The 22,242-nt window shown below is 73.2% G+C and carries 14 protein-coding genes; 4 read left to right on the top strand and 10 right to left on the bottom strand.

Annotation, left to right across the window (positions count from 1 at the left end; translation table 11 throughout):
* Positions 1 to 24 precede the first annotated feature (24 nt).
* The 4 genes from IE272_RS07705 to IE272_RS07690 are packed head-to-tail and all read right to left on the bottom strand — an operon-like array spanning position 25 to position 11,885.
* The gene (locus tag IE272_RS07705; protein ID WP_050360681.1) at positions 25 to 1,326 is read right to left on the bottom strand and encodes a M18 family aminopeptidase; all 1,302 of its coding nucleotides are present in this window, start codon (positions 1,324 to 1,326) and stop codon (positions 25 to 27) included.
* Positions 1,323 to 7,145, bottom strand: coding sequence for a MupA/Atu3671 family FMN-dependent luciferase-like monooxygenase (locus tag IE272_RS07700; RefSeq protein ID WP_229897230.1), 5,823 nt, complete (start codon positions 7,143 to 7,145; stop codon positions 1,323 to 1,325). Before IE272_RS07700 ends, IE272_RS07705 begins: the two co-directional genes overlap by 4 nt.
* Positions 7,142 to 10,513, bottom strand: coding sequence for a type I polyketide synthase (locus IE272_RS07695; protein ID WP_190006510.1), 3,372 nt, complete (start codon positions 10,511 to 10,513; stop codon positions 7,142 to 7,144). Before IE272_RS07695 ends, IE272_RS07700 begins: the two co-directional genes overlap by 4 nt.
* Entirely contained in the window at positions 10,458 to 11,885 is a 1,428-nt protein-coding gene (locus tag IE272_RS07690; protein ID WP_190006567.1) for an MFS transporter, read from the bottom strand. The genes IE272_RS07695 and IE272_RS07690 overlap by 56 nt, the downstream gene beginning before the upstream one ends.
* A gap of 82 nt (positions 11,886 to 11,967) precedes the next feature.
* On the opposite strand from IE272_RS07690, the gene IE272_RS07685 reads away from it, so the two are divergent.
* Complete coding sequence (locus IE272_RS07685) at positions 11,968 to 12,969, top strand: LuxR C-terminal-related transcriptional regulator (RefSeq protein WP_050360678.1); 1,002 nt, start codon at positions 11,968 to 11,970, stop codon at positions 12,967 to 12,969.
* 66 nt (positions 12,970 to 13,035) lie between these two features.
* On the opposite strand, the gene IE272_RS07680 is transcribed toward IE272_RS07685, so the two are convergent.
* Positions 13,036 to 14,706, bottom strand: coding sequence for a fumarate hydratase (locus IE272_RS07680; RefSeq protein ID WP_032790107.1), 1,671 nt, complete (start codon positions 14,704 to 14,706; stop codon positions 13,036 to 13,038).
* A 190-nt stretch (positions 14,707 to 14,896) separates the two neighbouring features.
* On the opposite strand from IE272_RS07680, the gene IE272_RS07675 reads away from it, so the two are divergent.
* Both IE272_RS07675 and IE272_RS07670 read left to right on the top strand, forming a co-directional pair.
* Positions 14,897 to 15,589 (top strand): DUF1707 SHOCT-like domain-containing protein, encoded by a 693-nt coding sequence (locus IE272_RS07675; RefSeq protein WP_050360677.1) that lies wholly within the window; start codon positions 14,897 to 14,899, stop codon positions 15,587 to 15,589.
* Between the two features lie 165 nt (positions 15,590 to 15,754).
* The gene (locus tag IE272_RS07670; protein ID WP_050360676.1) at positions 15,755 to 16,126 is read left to right on the top strand and encodes a WhiB family transcriptional regulator; all 372 of its coding nucleotides are present in this window, start codon (positions 15,755 to 15,757) and stop codon (positions 16,124 to 16,126) included.
* Between the two features lie 103 nt (positions 16,127 to 16,229).
* On the opposite strand, the gene glpX is transcribed toward IE272_RS07670, so the two are convergent.
* Positions 16,230 to 17,261 (bottom strand): class II fructose-bisphosphatase, encoded by a 1,032-nt coding sequence (gene glpX, locus IE272_RS07665; RefSeq protein ID WP_007446943.1) that lies wholly within the window; start codon positions 17,259 to 17,261, stop codon positions 16,230 to 16,232.
* A 158-nt stretch (positions 17,262 to 17,419) separates the two neighbouring features.
* Here glpX and IE272_RS07660 point away from each other — a divergent pair, with 158 nt between their 5' ends.
* The gene (locus IE272_RS07660) at positions 17,420 to 17,968 is read left to right on the top strand and encodes a DUF4245 domain-containing protein (protein WP_073957789.1); all 549 of its coding nucleotides are present in this window, start codon (positions 17,420 to 17,422) and stop codon (positions 17,966 to 17,968) included.
* 101 nt (positions 17,969 to 18,069) lie between these two features.
* On the opposite strand, the gene IE272_RS07655 is transcribed toward IE272_RS07660, so the two are convergent.
* The 4 genes from IE272_RS07655 to IE272_RS07640 all read right to left on the bottom strand — a co-directional run bounded on the left by IE272_RS07655 (position 18,070) and on the right by IE272_RS07640 (position 22,223).
* Positions 18,070 to 18,660: a malonic semialdehyde reductase gene (locus tag IE272_RS07655; RefSeq protein ID WP_050360674.1), complete on the bottom strand. Its 591-nt coding sequence runs from the start codon at positions 18,658 to 18,660 to the stop codon at positions 18,070 to 18,072.
* Positions 18,661 to 18,987: 327 nt separating this feature from the next.
* Positions 18,988 to 19,230 (bottom strand): exodeoxyribonuclease VII small subunit, encoded by a 243-nt coding sequence (locus tag IE272_RS07650; protein WP_050360673.1) that lies wholly within the window; start codon positions 19,228 to 19,230, stop codon positions 18,988 to 18,990.
* A 138-nt stretch (positions 19,231 to 19,368) separates the two neighbouring features.
* Positions 19,369 to 20,580, bottom strand: a complete 1,212-nt coding sequence (xseA, locus tag IE272_RS07645; RefSeq protein WP_050360672.1) for an exodeoxyribonuclease VII large subunit — start codon at positions 20,578 to 20,580, stop codon at positions 19,369 to 19,371.
* 209 nt (positions 20,581 to 20,789) lie between these two features.
* Positions 20,790 to 22,223: an APC family permease gene (locus tag IE272_RS07640; protein ID WP_190006509.1), complete on the bottom strand. Its 1,434-nt coding sequence runs from the start codon at positions 22,221 to 22,223 to the stop codon at positions 20,790 to 20,792.
* Between the last annotated feature and the right edge of the window lie 19 nt (positions 22,224 to 22,242).

Genomic DNA, 22,242 nt, shown 5'->3' with positions numbered 1-22,242 from the left:
CGTCGGCGGAACCGGGCGGGTCTGTCAGTCCCCGACCATGATCGTGGTGAGGATCGCGGCGAGATAGCCCGGGTCGCGCACCCCGCACAGCTCGCGCGCCGAGTGCATCGACAGGCCGGGCACCCCGACGTCCACCGTGGTGACGCCGAGCCGGGCCGCCGTGAGCGGGCCGATCGACGTCCCGCAGGGCATCGCGTTGTTGGAGACGAACGGCTGCCAGGGAGCCCCGGCCCGCTCGGCCGCCGCCGTGAACACCGCGATGCCGGTGGAGTCGGTGGCGTACCGCTGGTTGACGTTCACCTTGAGCGTCGGGCCGCCGTTGGGGAGCGGGCGGTGGTCGGGGTCGTGCCGCTCCGCGTAGTTGGGGTGCACCGCGTGCGCCATGTCGGCGGAGACGCAGAACGCGCCCGCCAGCGCACGCGACCAGTCCTCGTCGCTGCCGCCGCGCGCCGACACGGACCGCGACAGGATCCGCTCCAGCAGCGGGCTCTGCGCCCCCGTCTCGGAACCGCTGCCGACCTCCTCGTGGTCGAAAGCGGCCAGCACCGGCACGAAGGAGGGCTGCGTGCCCCCCGTCGCCGCGTCCACCAGCGCGGTCACCCCGGCGTGCACCGAGACCTGGTTGTCCAGCCGGGACGCCACCACGAACTCCTGGTCCACGCCCAGGTATCCGGGCGGCTGGATGTCGTGCAGCATCAGGTCCCAGCCCAGCACGTCCGCCGGGTCCTCCCCGGCGGCCGACGCGACCCGGCGCAGCAGCTCGCCCTCCTGGGGATCGCCGAGCGCCCAGATCGGCGCGATGTGCCGCTGCCGGTCCAGGGCCACGCCCTCGTTCACCGTACGGTCCAGGTGGATGGCCAACTGGGGTACCCGCAGCAGGGGTTCGTCGATCTGTACGAGCCGGCTGCGGGGGGCTCCGTCGGGGCCGCGCAGGGCGAGCCGGCCGGAGATGCCCAGGTCCCGGTCGAGCCAGGTGTTCAGCGGGACCCCGCCGTAGATCTCCACCCCGATCTGCCGCCACCCCGAAGTCCCGGTGTCCGGTGCCGGTTTGATCCGCAGGTTCGGCGAGTCGGTGTGGGTGCCGATGATCCGGAACGGGGTGTGGGCGGGCGCGCCCTCGGGGACGTACCAGGCGATCAGCGCACCGGCGCGGCTGACGAAGCAGCCGCCGGTCGCCCCCGTCCAGTCGTCCGTGCCGCGCAGTTCGCGGAACCCGGCCTTCTCCAGACGCTGGGCCGCACTGGCCACCACGTGGTACGGGGAAGGGCTGGCGGCGATGAAGGAGAGCAGGTCGTCGGTGTGGCTGCGGTGGGGGGCCGGAGTCATACGGCGTCCGCCTTTCCGGTGTTCGGCAGTGACTGGGAGGGTGACGGTCCGCCGGGCCGGTCGGGCCCGGCGATGGCGTCCCCGGCGGAGCCTCCGGAGCCATGGCCCGGGGGCCCCTGCGAGGGGCGCTCCCCGAGGAGTTCCCGCACCGGCCGGTCGGGCCGGGCGCTGAACTCCGCGAGCACGTCGGTGTACGACGAGAGCAGGTCGTGGGCGGTCGTGTGGTCCCACAGGTCGGTGGAGAATTCCAGGAATGTTCGATAACCCTTCGCGGGGTCCCGGCGCGGCGCAAGCCCGAAGCACAGCTCGCTGCGGGAAAGAGGCGGTGCCAGATCGGCCACCTCGACCCGGAGCCCGGGGATCTCGATGTCCGTGTCGACGGAGTTCTGGAACGCCAGGACGTGCGGCACCCGGTCGGGGACGCTGACAGCGCCCGACTCCCGCATCGCCCGCATGATGCGCGCGGTGGGCAGCACATGTGCCATGGCGCCGAGCGCGCCCGCGCCCGTACGGACCGCCAGCTCCGCGCAGGTCTCGTCAAGATTGGCTGAATCCAGTCGTACGCGGACCATCACCGCGGTGGACGTCATCGCCACGAGCGACTCCGAGGCGGTGCCCTCGCGGTTGGCGTACGGGACGCTCAGCAAGGTGTCCTCCTCTCCCGACAGCCGGGTCAGGAACACCCCGAGAGCCGCCGCCGCGACCGCGAACGAGGTGGTGTGCCGGTCGGCCGCCAGCTTCTCCACCGCCGCCCGCACCGCACCCGTCGCGACCCCGCGCACCGTGTCCCCGTGCCCGCTCAGCTTCTGCGGACGCGGCCGGTCCGTCGGTACGGGGACGGCGGACGGCACCCCGTCCAGATAGCGGGCGCAGAACGCGGCCCGCTCCGCCTCGACGCCGGGATCCTGCTGCTCCCGCTGCCACCGGGCGTACCCGGGCGCCTGCATCGCCGGATCGGGCAGGCCGTGCGGGACGCCCGCGGCGGCCGCCGTGTACAGCGCGGCGATCTCCGCGAGCACCACGGACAGCGACCAGCCGTCGGCGCAGATGTGGTGCAGGACGAACATCAGCTCCCAGCGGTCCTCCTCGACCCGCAGCAGCCGCGTCCGGGGCACCAGAGGCCGCCCCAGGTCGAAGGGGGCCGCCGCGTCCGCCCGGCACAGGGCGTCCGCCCGCGGCCGCCGCTCGTCGGCCGGCAGCCCGGTCAGATCCTCCACCGGCAGCGCCACCGGCTCCGCGGCCAGGATCTCCTGCCACCACGGCCCGTCCGGCGCCCCCTCCTGCGCGAACCTGGTCCGCAGCCCGTCGTGCCGGGCGACCAGCTCGGACACGGCGGACCGCAAGGCCGCCGGGTCCAGCGCCCCGGTGAACGTGATGCGCGTCGGCACGTTCCACACGGCGGGGTCGGGCACGACGTGGTGCCCGGCGATCATCCGGGCCTGCTGGTCGCTGACGGGGGCGCGGTCGACGACGGCCCCGGCCTCCGCCTCGGGGCCGCCCGCCAGTTGCCCGGTCATGGCCCGCAGGGTGGCGTCGGCGAAGAAGTCCGCCAGCGGGTAGTCGACGCCGAGCGTGTCCCGGACCCGGTTCACCAGGCGGATCGCGGCGATCGAGTTGCCGCCCAGGTCGAAGAAGTTGCGCTCGGCGGGGAAGTCTCGCAGGCCGAGGACGGACTCCCAGACCTCCCGGAGGAGCGCGGCGGTCTCGGAGGAGGTCCGGGCGCCCGGCTCCGTCCTGGCCCCCGGCTCCCCGGCGCCGCCCGGCTCCGTCGTGCCCGCGCCTGCCGTGCCTGCCGCTCCTGTCGCTCCGGCCGTGCCTGCCGTGCCCGCTCCGGCCGTGCTGTCCTCAGCCGGGTCGTCTCCGGCCGGGTCGTCCTCGACCGGGTCCGACAGCGCGTCCAACTGCTCTTCCAGCTCGGCGAGATACCCCTCCGCCGTCGACGCGTCGAACAGGTCCGCGTCGTAACGCAGCCGCAGCCGCAGACTCCCGTCCTGGGCATGGGTGGCCATCAGCGCCAGCTCCAGCGGCGCCGACTCCGTCCCGGCCGCCACCGCCTCCGCCCGCAGCCCGGGCAGGTCGATTCCGGCCAGCGCCGCCCGGTCCAGATCGACCGAAACGGTCACGAGCGGGCGCGGATTCCCCGGGTCCGGATGGACGTCCGCCAGCAGCGCGTCCAAGTCCACCCCGCTGTGCTCGTCCGCCGCGAACAGCGCCCGCCCGGTGGCCCGTACGGCCTCCGGCGGCGAGGTCGCGTCGCTCGCGGACAGCGGCAACGGCAGCAGCGCCACATGGAACCCGACCGTGTCCGCCGTCGAGGGCGGCCGCCGCCCGAACGTCGTGCCCAGCAGGAACGTGTCCTGCCCCGACCGCCGGCGCAGCACCAGCTGCCAGGCCGTGCACAGCGTGGCGAACAGGGTCACGCCCTGCTGCCCGCTCCACTCCCGCAGCCGGTCGGCCCGCTCCCGGCCCACGGTCCTGGCCACCGCCCCGCCGCGCCCCGCCACCCGGCGACCGCGCGGCCGGTCAGTCGGCAGCACCAGCACCGGCGGCCGGTCGCCCAGCAGCTCGCGCCACCAGGCCAGGTCGGCCGTGTCGCCCGAGGGCTCGGGGGCCCCGACGGTCGTCCCGGCGGGACGGCCGAAGACCGGTGGGCGGCCGGCGCGGGCCGCCGTGTACAGCTCCCGGAGGTCCCCGGCGATCAGGGCGGACGAGTGCGCGTCCGTGATGATGTGGTGCGTGCCGAGCACCAGGACGTGGTCGTCCTCGGCCAGCCGCAGCAGCCGGGGCGTGAACAGCGGCCCCGCGGCCAGGTCGTAGGCCCGGGTGCTCTCCTCGGCGAGCAGTGCCCCGATCGCCCGCCCGGCGTCCTCGCCCGGGGCGTCGGTCACCGTCAGCGGGATACGGAGCCCGTCCCGGACGACCTGGACGACGCCCCCCTCGTCCTCGGCCCGGAACACCGTCCGGAGCCCCGCGTGCCTTTCGACCAGGCCGTCCACCGCCGCCCGCAGCGCCGCCACGTCCAGGGGGCCGCGCAGCCGTACGGCCCCCGTCTCGTTGTACGCCGCCGGGTTCTCCATCAACTGCGCGGCCAGCCACAGCCGCCGCTGCGCCGAGGTGGCGGGCGCGACGGTGTCCTCGGGCCGGGCGTCCCGCTCCCGCTCCTGCCCCCGCTCCTTCGTCCGGCGGCGCAGTACGTCCAGGCGCTCCAGCCCCGACCGCAGCCCCTCCCGGTCCATCCCGAAGTCGACCAGGGCGGCGATCTCGTCCACCCCGGCCCCGTGCAGCGCGTCGACCAGCGGGGCGACGCTCGCCGGCGTGCCGATCAGGGCCCGGCGGTCGCAGTAGCGGTTGTACGCCCGGCGGAACAGATAGTCCAGGTCCTCCTCGCTCGCCGCCGCCACGTCCTCGCGCCGGGACCCCGCGGCGGTGGCCGCCGAGCGCATCAGCAGCGAGGACCGCAGATACCGCACCATCGGCTCCAGCGCCTCGGCCCGGGCGGTGGCGTGGTCGTCGCCGAGATACGTGTGCACCAGCACCGTCACCCGCCCGGCCGCCGGGTCGAGCCCGCACTCCGCACGCGTACGCCGGTAGTGCGCGATGTTCGCGGCCAGCTCGTCCACGGTCTGGCTCATCAGGTTGGTGACGACCCCGAGGCCGTGCCGGGCCGCCTCCCCGTACGAGGCCCGCTGCCCGGAGGTGGCCAGGAAGAACGGCGGCTCCTCCTGCACCGGGCGCGGCCGGATCCGGAGCTCCGCCTCCGCGCCCTCGCCCGTGCGCCGCCGCACCGCCTCCCCGCGCCACAGCCGGCGCACCTCGTCGAGGTGGGCGAAGGCGATCCGCCGGCGGTCGGCGAACCGGTCCGGGTGCAGGGCGAAGTCCCGGGCGTGCCAGCCGGTGGCGCAGCCGATGCCGACCCGGCCGCCGGAGAGGTTGTCCACCACCGACCACTCCTCGGCGACCCGCACCGGATCGTGCAGCGGCAGCACCACCGAGCCCGCGTTGATCCGGACGCTCCCGGTCTCCCGGGCCACGGCGGCGGCCAGCACGGCGGGGTTCGGGAAGATCCCGCCGAAGGAGTCGAAGTGCCGCTCGGGCAGCCAGACGGAGGAGAAGCCGTGCTCGTCGGCGAAGCGCGCGGTCTCCAGGACGGTGTCATACGCCTCCGGGGTCCCGCCGCCGCTTCCGTCGGCCTCACCGGTCTCCGGGTAGTCGCCGAAGAAGTAGACGCCGAAGTCGGGTGCGGGCCGCCGCACTTCGGCCCGCCGGGCGGCTGCCGGGCGGGCGGGCCGGGGGAAGAACCCGCCGTCGCGCAGCTCCCGCAGCGAGCCCTCCACCGCCTCCGCGACCCGGTTCACGTCCTCCTGGGTGTGGGCGGTGGAGAGGTAGAAGCTGCGCCACTCCCATACGTACACGCCACGCAGTTGGAGGTGGTGGTAGAGCAACTCCAGGTCGGCGCGGTGCCTGAAGCGGAACATCGACCCGAAGTGGGCCAGCTCCAGCGGGAACTCCTCCTCGCGGAAGAACGCGTTGAGGCGGTCCGCGAGTGCCTGGGTGCGGGCGTTCAGTCCGCTCTGGAGCCCGGGGCCCCGCTCGGTGAGGTGGGTGAGCACCGCGCGGGCCGCCGCCATCGACAGCGGGTGCTGCATGTAGGTGCCGCCGATGAACGTGGTCTCGCGCGAGGGACCGCCGGGCTCGCCGTACCGCCAGAACCCGCCGTCCACCCCGTCGAGCAGATCCGCCCGCCCCGCCACCGCGCCGATCGGGAATCCGGCCCCGAGCGCCTTGCCGTACGTGGCGAGGTCCGGGACCACCCCGAAGTGCTCCTGTGCGCCGCGCGGGTGGGGTCGGAGCCCTGTCAGCATCTCGTCGAAGAGCAGCACGATGCCCCGGCGCGCGGTGAGTTCGCGCAGCGAGCGGACGAACTCCACCGGCCGCAGGCCCGGGTTGCGGCACTGCACGGGCTCGACGAGGACGGCCGCGATGCCGTCCCCGAGGGCCTCGATCGTCTCCAGGGACTCCTGGGCCCCGTACTCCAGCACGATCAGCTCCGCCACCGCGCTGGCCGGGATGCCCCGGGAGACGGGCACGGCGTGCTGCCCGGGCCCGCCCGGCCGGCCGAGGACGGAGTCGATGTGCCCGTGGTACGAGCCCCGGAACATGACGACCTTGTCCCGCCCGGTCGCGGCGCGGGCCAGCCGGATCGCGGCCGAGTTCGCCTCCGTGCCGGACGAGGCGAAGGCGACCCGGTCCAGGCCGGTCAGCGAGGCGAGCAGGGCCGCGGCCTCCCCGGTGTCGGCGGACCGGGAGCCGAAGCGCAGCCCGTCGGAGAGGTGGCGGCGCACGGCTTCGGTGACGGGCTCCGCCTCGTGGCCGAGGAGCAGCGCGCCGAACCCCATGGTGATGTCGGTGTAGGTGTTGCCGTCCACGTCGGTGAGCCGGGAGCCGTGCGCCGAACGGGCCGCGACCGGGTAGAGCATCTCCTTGGTGGCGTCCCGGAACCCCACGACGGCGCGGCTGTCGGCGAGCACCGAACGGTGCCGCTGCGCCAGCTCCTTGGAGGTGCGGGTGCGCTCGGTGAACCGCCGGACCAGGGAGGCGGTGTGGGCCCGCTGGGCCGCGTCGGCCCCCGCCCCGGCCATCCCGCCCGCCGCGTCCACGACGAGACGGGGACCGTGGCCGACAGCGGGTTCGGGCGTCGCGGTCACCGGCGCGGCCGGGACCCGCGTACGGGCCTCCGCGAGCCGGGCGGTGAGCGCGCGGGACAGCTCCGCCGCGCGGGCGACGGCCTCGGCGGCGGAGCCGGTCGTGCCCGCGCTCATCGGCCGTCCGTCCCGGTGGTGCGGGCGGTCAGCAGTGCGACGGCCTCGGAGAGCTGGGCAACCATCGCGGCCTGGACCTCGGCCAGTTGGCGTATCTGCTCGGACAGGGCGGCGACCTCGGCCCGGGTGGCGTACACGGGCGCGTCCGTGACCGGCGCGGGCGTCGGCTCCGTGGCCACCGGCACCGGCCGCATCGCCACGGGCGTCGGCGTCGGCTCCATGGCCACCGACGTCGGCTTCGCCGCCGTTGTTGCTGCTGCTGCTGCTGCCGCTGCCGGCGTCGTCGCGGGAGCCGTCCGCCCGGCTATGAGCGCTGCCGTCAGCCGGGGCGTGCCCGCCTCCTCCAGGACCTCCCGCATGCTGATCTCCGTGCCGAACTCGGCCTCCAACTGCCGCACCATCCCGATGAGCTGGAGCGAGTCCGCGCCGAGGCCGACGAAGGTGCGGTCGGCGGCGACCTCGTCGGGCCGGTGGCCGAGATGGCGCGCGGTCAGCTCCAGCACTCTGTCCAGTACGGCCTGTTCGGTCATGCGGTCCTCCGTGGAGCGTGCGGATGAAGGAGCGGCCCCGCCGGTCGGGGCGGGCGGCTCCGTGAGCGAGGCGGGCGGTGCCGGGGGTGTGTACGGGGCCGGGCCCCTCCAGTGCGACCGGCGCTGGAAGGGGTACGTGGGCAGCCGGACGCGCCGGCCACCGCAGCGGTCGAGCAGCGCGGCCCAGTCGACCCCGGCCCCGGCGCAGTGCAGCGCGGCCACCGCCCGCTCCCACTGCCGTGTCGGCACGCAGACCGCGTCCGGCAGCGACCGGCGGACCATCCCCGTCAGCACGGCGGACGGGCCCAGCTCCAGCAGCAGCGGGGACCCGGCCAGCCGGTCCAGGACGGCGGCGAAGTCGGCCGTGCGGCGGGCCTGCGCGACCAGGTAAGCGGCGTCCGGCCGCCACCCGGCGGGGTGGACCGTGCCGTCGATGCCGTCGACGAACTCCGTGTGCAGCGGCCGGATTTCCGCCTTGTCGGCCAGCACCCGGAAGTCCTCCAGCGCCGGGTCCAGCAGAGCCGTGTGGAACGCCCGGTCCACCGCCAGCACCTCGTACGCCTCCCCCCGCGCCGCCAGCAGCGCCCGTGCCGCGTCCACCGCCTCCGGGGGGCCGCCCAGCACATGGTGCGCGGCGCCGTTGACCACGGAGAGCTCAAGACCGGGGACGGCGGCCAGCAGCTCCCGCACCCGGGCCCGGGGGACGAACGCGGAGACCATCGCGCCCGGGGCCGCCCGCTCCAGCATCAGCCGCCCGCGCCCGCACACCAGCCGCATCGCGTCCCCGGTCTCCAGCGCCCCGGCCACGCACAGCGCCGCGTACGCGCCGACGCTGTGGCCGGCGACCCGGGCCGGGGTGATCCCGAGCCGCTCCCACAGCCGGGCCTGGGCGATCTGGAGGGCGAACAGGGCGGGCTGCGCGAAGGCGGTGTCCCACCGCCCGGGGCCCTGTCCGCCGACGATCCGGTCCAGGAAGTCGTCCTGTCCGGTCTCCTCCGCGTACACCCGGGCGCAGGCTTCCAGCACCTCGGCCACCACCGGGAAGCGCGCGGCGAGTTCCGCGCCCATGCCCGGATGCCCGCCGCCCTGGCCGCTGAAGAGGAACACCGGCCGCCTCTCCCGTACGCCGTCGGCGACCCCGGTCGTGTACGCCTCGCCCGCCGGGGCCCCGGACAGGAAGGCGTCGAGACCGGCCACCGGGTCGGCGGCCGTGACGACCAGCCGGTGCGGCAGGAGCCGCCGCCCGAGCGCGGTGGTGGTCAGCAGATCGGCGGGGGAGGGGGCGGAGTCGGCTTTGTCCGTCGGGTGGTCCGGCCCGTCGGCCGTATGGTCCGGCCTGTCCGGCAAGTGGTGCCGCCCGCCCGCCAGGTGGTCCCGCAGCAGGACGGCGTACGCCCGCAGCGCGTCCTCGTCCGCCGCCGAGAGCGGCAGCAGCGCGGGCACGGGCACATCGTCGGAGGCCGACGCGGTGCGCGGGGTCTCCGGCGCCTGTTCCAGGATCACATGAGCGTTCGTACCTCCCATGCCGATGGAGTGCACACCGGCTCGCCGCACACCCGCCAGCGGCCAGGGACTTTCCCGTACCGGCAGCAGGAACGGGCTGTCCTCCACCGCCAGCGCCGGGTTGGGCCGGGAGAAGTTCACCAGGGGCGGGACCACCCCGTGCCGCAGCACCTCGACGGCCTTGACCAGCCCCGCCAGCCCCGCCGCGCTGTCCAGGTGGCCGATGGCCGGCTTCGTCGAGCCGAGCGCGCAGAAGCCGGTCCGGTCGGTGTGTGCGCGGAACGCCTCGGTCAGGGCCGCGAACTCGATCGGGTCGCCCTTCAGCGTGCCCGTGCCGTGCGCCTCCACGTAGCCGATCGACGCCGCGCCCACGTCCGCCGCGCGCAGCGCCCCGAGCACCGCGTCCCGCTGCCCGGCGACCCCGGGGGCGGCGAAACCCCCGCGCCCCGTACCGTCGTTGGTCGCCTTGTCCGAGCCGTCGTTGGTGACCGCCGAGCCCAGGATCACGGCGTGCACGGTGTCGCCGTCGGCCAGCGCCCGTGCCAGCGGCTTGAGGAGGACGGCGGCCGCCCCGTTCCCCCCGACGGTGCCGTCCGCGTCCGCGTCGAAGGCCCGGACCGTGCCGGTGGGGGAGAGGGTGGAGCCCTTCACCGGGACCTGGCCGGTGACCCCCGGCAGATGCAGGGCGGCGGAGCCCACCAGCATCAGGTCCGCGTCCCCGGCGCGCAGCGCCTGGCAGGCCAGGTGCACCGAGACCAGAGCGCTGGAACAGGCCGTCGACACCGTCAGCGCGGGACCGGTCAGACCGAGCCGGAAGGCGGCCCGGGTGGCGGTGAAATCGGGGTAGTTGCCGACCTGGACCTGCTTGGCGGTCATCCAGTCCCCCGAGCCGGCCTCCGCCGCCAGGTTCTCCGCCAGATAGCTGTGCAGCGAGTACAGGCGGTAGCCGGAGCTGCCGTAGACCCCGATCCGTACGGAGTCGCCGTCGCCGCCCGCGTAACGGTCCTCGCCGCCCGCGTACCCCCCGTCCTCCAGGGCGTGGAAACAGCACTCCAGGAACAGCCGCTGCTGCGGATCGGTCAGCTCCGCCTCCCGCCCGCTCATCCCGAAGAACCCGGCGTCGAAGCCGTCCACGTCCCCCAGGAGTGCGCTCGCGCCGCCGAACCCCGGCCGTTCGTACTCCGCCGCCGGGATTCCCGCCGCGGCGAACTCGGCCCGGGTGAAACGGCGTACGCGGCCGGTCCCCGTCCGGATGTCGTGCCAGTACGCCCCGGGGGTGTCAGCCCCGGGAAACCTCAGCGCCGTCCCGATCACCGCGATCCGGTCGTCCCTCAACGGCTTCTTCCTTTCGCAGCCCCGTACGCTCCGCCCGCCGCACTCCCGCCACCCTCAGCAGGAACACCACGGCGACGACGATGGCGGCGCCGTGGGACCAGCCCACCACGGCCAGCGGGGAGAACCGGTCGAGGGCCGCCGCCACCAGGATCATGCCGACGCCGAAACCGAGGTTCTCGAAAGTGGCCGAAAGACCGAAGGCATGGCCGCGCAAGGTGGCCGGAAGTGTCTGGAGATGCGAGGTGTACGCGACCTCGGTGAGGCCGTCCGCGGCCCCCGCGATCAGCGCGATCACCGCTGTCACGGCCAGCGGGAACCCGGCGAACGCCGCGATGAACGCCGCCGACATCACCACCGTGCCGTAGCCGAATCCGAGCGCCCCCACGGAGCGTCCGGTGCGCTGCGCGTACCGCTGGATGACCTGCTGGGCCCCGATGTTGCCGAGCGCCCACACGCACCAGAACGCGCTGACGAACACCGCGGGATTCGACGCGTCGAGCGACGTGGAGTAGATCGGCAGCGCCGCGTTGTGGGAGGAGGAGCCGAACGCGTCGACCCCGCGCAGGGCCACCATCAGGCCCATCCCGGGGGCGGCGGCGAGCGCGAGGAAGGCCACGGGCCGCCAGCGCCTGCCGCTCTTCGCGGCCGAGGCGTCCTTCCCGGCCCCGGAGCCACCGGAGCTCTCGGAGCCCTCAGAGCCCTCAGAGCCCTCAGAGCCCTCGGAGGCCGATCCGCCGGCTCCCTTGCCTCCCGCGATCGGCAACAGGGCCACCGTCACCGCACAGGCCACGAACGTCGCCATGTCGACGAGGAAGGCGGCGGTGTACCCGACGAGGGACACCACCACGCCCGCCGAGGCGAAGCCCGCCACCATGGCCAGCGAACGGCCGGTGATCGAGAGGGAGTTCGCCCAGGCCCTGCGGTCCTCCCCGACCATCTCGGGGATCGAACTGCGCAACGCCACCATGAACAGCGTCCCGCACGCCCCGATCACCACCGAGACGGCCATCAGCGCCCCGGTCAGCATGCCGTCGGGCGCCAGGATGAGCACCAGCATCACGGCGCCCTGTCCGACATTCGCCCACAGCATGATGCTTTTCGCGCTGAAACGGGCGAGCAGACCGCCCACGACCAGACCGGCGACGAATCCCGAGGCGAGCCGCACCGCCATGAACAGCCCCATGGCCAGCGCCCGGCCCGTCGTCTCGTAGACGAAGAGATTGAGCGCCACCATATTCAGGAATGTGCCGTAGGAAGACACCGCGTATCCGGCGACGAGGAATCGAAAACGGCGCTCGGAGACCGCGGTGTCCCGGGCCTTCCGGGTGTCGCCGTCCGTCTCGTCCGCCTTCGGCCCGTCCGCACTGCCCATTCCAGATGTCACCCGGACATACTCGTCGAGCACGGACGCCGGACGGGGGACTCCCGATTGCACAAAGGTAATCTGCATCCTTGTGAAGGACGATCATTCCCCCTCACCGGTATGTGATTGCCGTGAATCACCCTCGGACCGGTCGATACCGGAACAACCCTGCGAGGCGGCGCTCGCGGCCTATCGCCGTGCGCTGACGGTGGGCGGCCTCCCGGCCGGCGCCGCGCCCCCCTGCCTGCGGTCCCTGCACCTGATGGTGGCCGACCAGGAGTCACCCGGCTACCTCATCCCCGTACCACCGGAGACCGCCTCGTTCGCCGCGCTCGCCCCGATCGAGGAGGCGATCGTCGAGCAGCGCCGCACCCTGCGCTCCGCCCGCGCCACCCTCGCCGCCTTCGAGGGCCTCTACGCCGAGATGCACCGGCAGGAACGCCCCGCCCTCACCCGGCTCTCCGGCGCGGCCGTCATCAGCAAGGCCCTGGACGCCGGGGTCAGCGGCTGCCGCGCCGAGGTGCGCACCGCCCACCCCGGCGGCGGGCGCCCGGCCCACGTCCTGGAGCAGTCGCTCCCGCGCGACCTGGGCAACCTGCGCCGCGGCATCCGGCAGCGGACCCTCTACCAGCACACCGTCCGCTCGGACCGCACCACGCTCGCCTACATCGAGCAGGTGACCGCCGAGGGCGCCGAGATCAGGACCCTTGCCGAGGTCGCGGACCGGTTCATCGTCTTCGACCGGGACCTCGCACTCATCCCGTTCTCCGACGAGCCGCACACCGCCCTGCGCGTCCAGCACCCGTCGCTGGTCCGCTTCCTGGTCCGCCACTTCGACGAGGCGTGGTCCCGCGCCGTCCCGGTCCGCCCCGAACGCGCGCCGCTGCGCAGCCCCGTCGTCACCTCCGACCTCCAGCGCGCCATCCTCCAGGCCGTCGTCAACGGCGAGACGGACGCCGCCATCGCCCGCCGGATCGGCATGAGCCGCCGCAGCGTCGCCGAGCACATGCGCAAGGTCTCCGAGCAGCTGGGCAGCAACAGCCGGGCGCAGCTGGGGTATCTGGTCGCGACCTCGGGCCTGCTGGACGACTGAGGACACGAGGGAGGGCCCGTCCGCGCGGACGGGCCCTCCCCGGGTACTGCTCCGTACGGAGCCGGGTCAGCCGAGACCCGGCCCCCGCACCGGAATGCTGGTGAACGTCGGAGCCGGGGCGGGCTCGGTGAAGAAGTCGTTGCCCTTGTCGTCGACGACGACGAACGCGGGGAAGTCCTCGACCTCGATGCGCCAGACCGCCTCCATGCCGAGCTCCTCGTACTCGACGACCTCGACCTTCTTGATGCAGTCCTGGGCGAGGCGGGCCGCGGGGCCGCCGATCGAGCCGAGGTAGAAGCCGCCGTGCGCGTCGCAGGCGTCGGTGACCTGTTTGCTGCGGTTGCCCTTGGCGAGCATCACCTTGGAGCCGCCCGCCGCCTGGAACTGCTCCACGTAGGAGTCCATCCGGCCGGCCGTCGTCGGGCCGAAGGAGCCGGAGGCGTACCCCTCGGGCGTCTTCGCCGGACCCGCGTAGTACACCGGGTGGTCCTTCAGGTACTGCGGCATCTCCTCGCCCGCGTCCAGCCGCTCCTTGATCTTGGCGTGCGCGATGTCGCGGGCCACGACCAGCGGGCCGGTCAGCGAGAGGCGGGTCTTGACCGGGTACTTGGTCAGCTCGGCCAGCACCTCGTCCATCGGCCGGTTGAGGTCGATCTCCACGACGTCACCGCCCGCCCCGTCGAGGTGCTCGTCGGTGGTGTCGGGGAGGAAGCGCGCCGGGTCCTTCTCCAGCTGCTCCAGGAAGACGCCCTCGGCGGTGATCTTCGCGGTGGCCTGGCGGTCGGCCGAGCAGGACACGGCGATGGCGACGGGCAGCGAGGCCCCGTGCCGGGGCAGGCGCACCACACGCACGTCGTGGCAGAAGTACTTGCCGCCGAACTGGGCGCCGATCCCGATCCTCTGCGTCAGCTCGAAGACCTTCTCCTCCAGCTCCTTGTCCCGGAAGCCGTGCCCGGTGGGGGAGCCCTCGGCGGGCAGCTCGTCCAGGTAGTGCGCGGAGGCGTACTTGGCGGTCTTCAGCGCGAACTCCGCCGACGTGCCGCCGACCACGATCGCCAGGTGGTACGGCGGGCAGGCCGCGGTCCCCAGCGAACGGATCTTCTCCTCCAGGAACTTCATCATGGAGGCCTCGTTCAGGACGGCCTTCGTCTCCTGGTAGAGGAACGACTTGTTGGCCGAGCCGCCGCCCTTCGCCATGAAGAGGAACTTGTACGCGCCGCCGTCGGTGGCGTACAGCTCGATCTGGGCCGGGAGGTTGGAGCCGGTGTTCTTCTCGTCCCACATGGTCAGCGGGGCCATCTGCGAGTAGCGCAGGTTGAGCTTGGTGTACGCGTCGTAGATCCCGTGCGACAGGGCCTCCTCGTCACCGCCCTCGGTCAGCACGTTCTGCCCGCGCTTGCCCATGACGATCGCCGTACCGGTGTCCTGGCACATCGGCAGTACGCCCGCGGCGGCGATGTTCGCGTTCTTCAGGAGGTCCAGCGCCACGAACTTGTCGTTGGAGGACGCCTCCGGGTCGTCGACGATCCGCCGCAGCTGCGCCAGGTGGGCCGGGCGCAGGTAGTGCGAGATGTCGTGCATCGCCTCGGCGGCCAGCGTGCGCAGCGCCTCCGGGTCGACCTTGAGGAACGTACGCCCGTCGGCCTCGAAGGTGGAGACACCCTCGGCGGTCACCAGACGGTACGGCGTGGTGTCCTCCCCCAGGGGGAGCAGATCGGAGTACGCAAACTCTGCCATGACGGCCATTCCTCACTCGGTGACAGCGGCTGACCTCCCTCGGGCAGCGCATCCACCAGGGTAGAGCGCCGCCGCCGGGAGGATCCTGTGAGGTAAGGCTCACCTGGACGCCGTCCCGGAGTGCGGCGCGGCCGGGGCACGCCGGTTGGAGGGGTGGTCGCGATCTATCGCGTCTGGGTACGCTGGGCCGGTGGACCTAGAGAAGCAGCCCCAGCAGCCCCTCGCACCGGCCGTCCCGCCGCCCGCCGAAGTCCTGGACGGCGATGACATCCGCGCCTCCGACGCCGACCGCGACCGGATCGCGGACATCCTGCGGGAGGCGATGGCCGAGGGCCGTCTGACGGCGGACGAGCACGCGGAGCGGATCGACCTGGTCTACCGGGCCAAGACCGTCGGCGAACTCCAGCCGATGGTCCGGGACCTGCCCGCGTCCTCCGGGCCCACGGTCCGCCCGGACTCCCAGCCGTACGTCTACGGCCCCGAGAGCCCCGACGGCCCCGCGGACAATCTTGTCGCGGTGTTCAGCAGCGCCACCCGCAAGGGTCGTTGGCGGGTCGGCGGCCGGACGAACGCCTTCGCGCTCTTCGGCAGCGTGGAGATCGATCTGACCGAAGCGCTTTTCGGCCAACGCTTCACCGTTATCAATGCGACGTCCATCTTCGGCAGCGTCGACATCCGGGTGCCGGAGAACATTTCGCTGCGCGGCAACGGCACGGGCGTCTTCGGCACCTTCGAAGTGCGCACGCTCGAATCGGCGGACGCGGAAGCGCCGGTGGTCGTGGTGAACGGCTATTCCGTGTTCGGGACCGTGGAAGCCAGGCCGAAGCGGGGGAAGTTCGTCGCTGACCTCCAGCGGCGGCTGCGCAAACATCTCGGCCACTGAATACGGCGGGACGGACGACCTCCGGTAATCGGCCAGAAAGCCGCAGGGGCGCATTGCGGTGCGCCGCGCGCCGGTGCCACGCAGTGCATAGGCGTACGCACAGCGGGTAGGGAGTGCTGCATCGACTCTCGCTCGCGAAGCCGTAGCCGTCGTCAGGAGTAGACCGTGCTGCAACCGCCGCATCATCCTCTGCAGGTCGCCGCCGTTCCGGCCCAGCGGACCCCCGCCCGGGAGGACGATGCGGGCCCCTGGCATTCCGAGGCGGCCTGCCGCCGGGACGAGGCCGGCCTGTTCTTCGCCCCGTCGAAGGAACCGACCGCTGCCCGGCTGGCCCGCGAGGAGGCCGCCAAGCGGGTCTGCGCCCGGTGTCCGGTCATGGTGGAGTGCCGGGAGCACGCGCTGATGCAGCCCGAGCCGTACGGGGTGTGGGGCGGGCTCACCGCCGCGGAGCGCCGGGTGGCGCTGGCCCGGCGACGGCGGCGGGACATCGAGCTCACGGCCGCGACGCCGTCGGAGCACATAGCCGCGGCGGGCTGAACGCGCACACGGGGGAGGGGGTGCGGGGAGCGATGATCCGCTCCCCGCACCCCCTCTCTGTCTCCGGTTCCGACTGCTTCGCGCTGCTACGCGCTGCTTCCCACTACTTCGCGCGGTCGAAGTCGATGGCGCTGTAGGCGCGCAGCTTCGACAGGCGGTGCGTCGAGGAGATCGTCCGGATCGTGCCGGACTTGGAGCGCATCACGATCGACTCGGTGGTCGCCGTCTCCGCGCGGTACCGCACACCGCGCATCAGCTCACCGTCGGTGATCCCCGTCGCCACGAAGAACACGTTGTCGCCGCTGACCAGGTCCTCGGTCGACAGCACCCGGTCCAGATCGTGGCCCGCGTCCAGCGCCCGCTGCCGCTCCGCCTCGTCCTTGGGCCAGAGCTTGCCCTGGATGACGCCGCCGAGGCACTTTATGGCGCACGCCGAGATGATGCCCTCGGGCGTCCCGCCGATGCCCATCAGCAGGTCGACGCCGGTGCCCTCGCGGGCCGCCATGATCGAGCCGGCGACGTCGCCGTCGGAGATGAACTTGATCCGCGCGCCGGTCTCCCGGATCTCCTTGACGATGCCCTCGTGCCGGGGCCGGTCGAGGATGACGACGGTGACGTCCTCGGGCATGGAGTTCTTCGCCCGTGCCACACGCCGGATGTTCACCGACACGGGCGCGTTGATGTCGACGAAGTCCGCCGCCTCGGGCCCCGTCACCAACTTGTCCATGTAGAAGACCGCGGACGGGTCGAACATCGCGCCGCGGTCGGCCGCGGCCAGCACGGCGATGGCGTTCGGCATGCCCTTGGCGTTGAGCGTGGTGCCGTCGATCGGGTCGACCGCGATGTCGACCTCGGCGCCGGTGCCGTCGCCGACCCGTTCGCCGTTGAACAGCATGGGCGCTTCGTCCTTCTCGCCCTCGCCGATGACGACGACGCCGTTCATCGAGACGGTCGAGACGAGGGTCCGCATGGCCTTCACGGCGGCGCCGTCGGCGCCGATCTTGTCGCCGCGGCCCACCCAGCGCCCGGCAGCCATGGCGGCGGCCTCGGTGACCCGGACCAACTCCAGGGCCAGGTTGCGGTCGGGGGCCTCCGGGGAGACCTCCAGTTGGGACGGCAGATGATGCTCGGACATCGGAGCGCACCTTTCTGTACGGCGACGACCGGATATGAGGGTGCTGCGACTCTATCGGTAGGTCGATAAAATGAGCAGGCCGGGTCACGCATGAGCGCCCCCGGCGTCGCGGCCGTGACGGGCACCCTGCGGCCGGGCGTGTCAGGCCGCGTGCCACCATGGATCCCGTGGCAAGCAAGCGAGGCAAGCAGACAGTCCGGGACATGATCCTGTCGACCTTGGTGATCGCCGCCTGCGCGGGCGTCATCTACATCTTCATTCCGAAGGACGAGAACGCCGATCCGATCAAGGCCGTCGACTTCACCGTGGAGCTGGCGACCGTGCGGACCGCCGCCCCCTACCCGGTGGCCGCGCCCGAGGGCCTGCCGAAGGAGTGGAAGGCGACCTCCGTCCGGTACGACGACGTCGAGGGCAACGCCTGGCACCTGGGCTTCCTCGACGCGGACCGCAGGTACGTCGCGGTCGAGCAGTCCACCACTGCCGCGGGTACGTACGTCCCCGAGGTCAGCCGGAAGGCCAAGGACACCGGGCGCACCGAGACGGTGGCCGGCCGGGAGTGGCAGTACTGGGAGGGCGCGAAGTACAACGCCCTCGTCCTGCCCGGCAAGGGCCACACCACGGTGGTGACCGGCTCGGCGCCGAAGGAGAGCCTGGTCGAGATGGCCGCAGCCCTGAAGACGACGCCGCCCGCCGCACCGGCTTCCTGACGCGCGGCCCGCTCCGCACCCGCGTACGCGAAGGGGCCCCGGAACACCAGGTGTTCCGGGGCCCCTTCGCGTACGGGCGGCCGGGCTGGGCCGTCGAAGGCTCAGACGGTCGTGACGACCTCGTCGAAGGAGAGGCGCGGGCTGCGCGGGAACCAGGCGTCCTCGCCCGGCTTGCCGATGTTGACGACCATCAGCGGCGCGTGGTCGTCGTCCAGGAACTCCTTCTGGATGCCCGCGGCGTCGTAGCCGGTCATCGGGCCGGCGGCCAGGCCGGCGGCGCGGACGCCGATGATGAAGTAGGCGGCCTGCAGCGCGGCGTTGAGGCCGGCGGCCGATTCGCGGACCGGGCGCTCCGCGAAGAACATGTCCTTGGCCTGCGGGAAGTGCGGGAGCAGCGCCGGGAGCTCCTCGTGGAACTCGTTGTCGGCGGCCAGGATCGCGACCAGCGGGGCCGTGGAGGTCTTCGGACGGTTGCCCTCGGCCATGTGCTGCACCAGGCGCTCGCGGCCCTCGGCGGAGCGGACCAGGACGACGCGCAGCGGCGACTGGTTGAAGGCGGTCGGTCCGAACTTGACCAGGTCGTAGATCGCCTGGACCTGCTCGTCGGTCACCGGCTCGTCGGTGAAGGTGTTGGCGGTACGGGCCTCACGGAAGAGGAGGTCCTGGGCTGCGGAGTCGAGAACGAGGGACATCTGGTGCAAACCTTCCGAACGTACGCGGTGGGGAGAAGTCCCGAACGTACGCCAGAGATAGGTTAACTTTCAACTAAAACTGGCCGGGAGTGATCCATTGCACAGTGCATCCGTCTTGCGCGAGGGCCTCCGCCCCGTACGCGGACGGCCCACCCCGAACGCTGACGGCCCGCCCCGGGGCGGCCGACGGCTGCGCCGCGCACACGGTCGGTTGCCCGCGCGCACGGTCGGTTGCGGCGCGCCCGTGCCGGGCCCCGCGCTCCCTGCCCGGACCCCGCGGCCCCGCCGGCCTCGCGCCCCCTGCCGGAGGACCCTGCGGGCGCTCGCTCAGCCCTGGTCGTCCTCCTGCGGGCGGGCCAGGGCCGCGTCCAGCCGGGCGCGGGCGCCCTCCAGCCAGTGCCGGCAGACCTTCGCCAGCTCCTCGCCCCGCTCCCACAGGGCCAGCGACTCCTCCAGCGTCGTGCCGCCCGCCTCCAGCCGGCGTACGACCTCGATCAGCTCGTCCCGCGCCTGCTCGTACCCGAGCGTGCCCGTGGCGGCAGCCGCCGTCGTCCCGTCGTCGTCCGTCATGTGATCCACCCTAAGCGTGAGCTGTTACGACAATGTGGGGGCTGCGGCCCCTGCGATGCGGCCGCCCGGCCGCCCTGCTCCCAGGCCGTGGCGAGCACGGCCGCCCCGCTCCCCGGTCCGGCGACCCCGCTCTCGGCCTCACCCGTCCACCCGCACCGTGAACTCGCCCTCCGACACCCGCGCCCGCAGCGGCTCGCCGGGCGCCCCGGCCTCCTCGGGGGAGCGGACCACGTGCCCGTCGGGCCGCTGGAGGACCGCGTAGCCCCGCTCCAGGGTCGCGGCCGGAGACAGCGAGACGACCCGGGCGAGCGTGTGCGACAGCTCCGAATCGGCCCGGTCCAGCAGATGACCCAGCACCCGGCGGCTGCGCCCGAGGAGCGCGTCCACCTCGGCCTCGCGCTCGTCCACCAGCCGCTGGGGCCGCTCCATCGCGGGACGCCCCAGCGCGTGCGCGAGCCCCCGCTCCTCGCGGTCCAGCAAGCCCCGTACGGTCCGCAGCGCCCGGTCCCGCAGCTGCTGCACCCGCTCCAGCTCCTCGCCCACGTCGGGGACGACCTTCTTGGCCGCGTCCGTGGGCGTGGAGGCACGCAGATCGGCGACCAGGTCCAGCAGCGGCGAATCGGGCTCGTGGCCGATCGCGGAGACCACCGGCGTACGGCAGGCGGCCACGGTCCGGATCAACTGCTCGTCGGAGAACGGCAGCAGATCCTCGACGCTGCCGCCGCCCCGCGCCACCACGATCACGTCGACCTCGTCCAGCGCGTCCAGCTCCTCGACCGCCTGCACCACCTGGGCGACCGCGTTCACCCCCTGCACGGCGGTGTTGCGGACCTCGAAGCGCACGGCGGGCCAGCGACGGCGGGCGTTCTCCAGCACATCGCGCTCGGCGGCGGAAGCCCGCCCGCAGACCAGCCCGACGAGCTGCGGGAGGAACGGAAGCGGCTTCTTGCGGTCCAGGGCGAAGAGCCCCTCGGCGGCGAGCGACTTCTTCAGCTGCTCCAGCCGCACGAGCAGCTCACCGATGCCGACCGGCCGTATGTCGGTGGCCCGCAGCGACAGCTGCCCCCGGGGGGCGTACCACTCGGGCTTGGCCAGCACGACGACGCGCGCGCCCTCCGTCACCACATCGGCGATCCGGTCGAAGACCTGCCGGAAACAGGTCACGCTCACGGAGATGTCGTGCGACGGATCGCGCAGCGTCAGGAAGACGACCCCGGCGCCCGGGCGCCGCGACAGCTGGGTGATCTGCCCCTCCACCCAGATGGCGCCGAGCCGGTCGATCCACCCGCCGATGAGCCGGGACACCTCACCGACGGGCAGCGGCGCTTCCGCGGACGTGTTGAGAGCCATACGGGCGAGCGTATCGGCCACCACCGACAGGACCCCAGCCCCGCGCGGAGGTCCGCGTCCACGCACAGCCGTACGGGACGCGAAGCCGTAGGGGGAGGCGCGAAGCGGTACGGGACGCGAAGCCCTACGGGGAGCGGAGCCGTACGGGGCACGAAGTCGTACGGGGAGCGGAGCCGTACGAGGCACGAAGTCGTACGGGCCGCAAAGCCCTACGGGACCGGGGCCCCCTTCTCCGACGGGCCGCCCGCGCCGCCCGGGCCCTCCATACCGCCCCGGCGGCCCGTCCCCTGCACCGCCAGCACCACGAGCCCCACCCCGAGCCAGCAGACGCCCACCACCTGGGAGGACGTCGTCGCCTCCACGATGACCGCGACGAGCACCCCCGCCCCGACCACCGGGACCAGGACGTGCCGCCACCACACCGGCGGGCCCTCCATCCGGCGTACGGCGAACCAGCCGACCACCGACGCGTGCAGCAGGATGAACGCCGTCAGCGCGCCGATGTCCACCACGGAGACCAGATGGTCCAGGCCGTCGTCGCGCCGGGCCGCCCACACGGCGGCCACCAGCGTCACGATCGCCGCGCCCAGGATCGCCACCCGCGGCACGCCCGACGAAGGGTCGACCTTCGCGAGGAACGGCGGCAGGCGCCGCTCCCGGGCCATCGCGAAGACGAGCCGGCCGGCGGCGGCCTGACCCGCCAGCGCGGCGAACGCGGCGCCGATCGCCTTGCTGACCGCCACCAGATCGTGCAGCCACGTCCCCACCGAGGCGTCCACCGCGTCGTAGAACGCCGACCCCTGCGCCGCCGGGTCCGCCGCCAGCTCCGCCGAGCTCACCGGCTCCAGCAGCGCCGCCAGATACGACTGCGCCACGAACAGGACACCGGCCAGCACCAGACAGAACAGCACCGCCCGCGCCACCTTCTGCGAGCCGCCCGTCACCTCCTCGGCGAACGAGGCGATGGCGTCGAAGCCCAGATAGGAGAGCACGGCGATCGACACGGCCCCCAGCACCGCAGTCATGGAGAACCCGGAGTCCCCCGTCAGCGGCGTCAGCCAGCCGCGCTGCGCCCCGTCCCGTACGAGCACGACCACGGCCGAGACCACGAAGACCAGCAGCACCACGATCTCCATGGCCAGCACCGCGAAGCCGACCCGGGCGGCCGCCCGTACGCCCCACAGGTTGAGCAGGGTGGTGATGAGCACCGCGATGGCGGTCCACACCCACCGCGAGACCTCCGGGACCAGCGCGTTCATCGCGATTCCGGAGAAGAGGTAGGCGACGGCCGGGATCAGCAGGTAGTCGAGCATGGCCATCCACCCGGCGATGAACCCGGGCCCTTCCCCGAGCCCCTTGCGGGCATACGTGAAGACCGAACCGGCGAAGGGGGCGACCCGCACCATCTGGGCGTAACTGAAGGCGGTGAACCCCATGACCACCGTGGCCACCACGTAGACGAGCGCGACCGCGCCGTCGGACTTCGCGTCCAGGGTGCCGAACACCCCGACGGGGGCCATCGGGGCGATGAACAGGAGCCCGTAGACGACCAGATCCCGGAACCCCAGCGTCCGCCGCAGCCTGCCCGGCCCCGTACTGCTCCCCGCACCGCTGCCCGAACCGCTCTCCGGCACCGACGTCATCGCCCCTCCATCACCATCC

The organism is Streptomyces anulatus (genome assembly GCF_014650675.1).
GTDB lineage: Bacteria > Actinomycetota > Actinomycetes > Streptomycetales > Streptomycetaceae > Streptomyces > Streptomyces anulatus.
Note: the sequence above shows the minus strand (reverse complement) of the source record. Positions and strands in the feature narration are given on the sequence as shown.

Coding starts and splice junctions, on each gene's coding strand:
- IE272_RS07705 (WP_050360681.1), bottom strand. CDS start 1,326: ATGACTCCGGCCCCCCACCGCAGCCACACCGACGACCTGCTCTCCTTC.
- IE272_RS07700 (WP_229897230.1), bottom strand. CDS start 7,145: ATGAGCGCGGGCACGACCGGCTCCGCCGCCGAGGCCGTCGCCCGCGCG.
- IE272_RS07690 (WP_190006567.1), bottom strand. CDS start 11,885: ATGGGCAGTGCGGACGGGCCGAAGGCGGACGAGACGGACGGCGACACC.
- IE272_RS07680 (WP_032790107.1), bottom strand. CDS start 14,706: ATGGCAGAGTTTGCGTACTCCGATCTGCTCCCCCTGGGGGAGGACACC.
- glpX (WP_007446943.1), bottom strand. CDS start 17,261: ATGTCCGAGCATCATCTGCCGTCCCAACTGGAGGTCTCCCCGGAGGCC.
- IE272_RS07660 (WP_073957789.1), top strand. CDS start 17,420: ATGGATCCCGTGGCAAGCAAGCGAGGCAAGCAGACAGTCCGGGACATG.
- IE272_RS07655 (WP_050360674.1), bottom strand. CDS start 18,660: ATGTCCCTCGTTCTCGACTCCGCAGCCCAGGACCTCCTCTTCCGTGAG.
- IE272_RS07650 (WP_050360673.1), bottom strand. CDS start 19,230: ATGACGGACGACGACGGGACGACGGCGGCTGCCGCCACGGGCACGCTC.
- xseA (WP_050360672.1), bottom strand. CDS start 20,580: ATGGCTCTCAACACGTCCGCGGAAGCGCCGCTGCCCGTCGGTGAGGTG.
- IE272_RS07640 (WP_190006509.1), bottom strand. CDS start 22,223: ATGACGTCGGTGCCGGAGAGCGGTTCGGGCAGCGGTGCGGGGAGCAGT.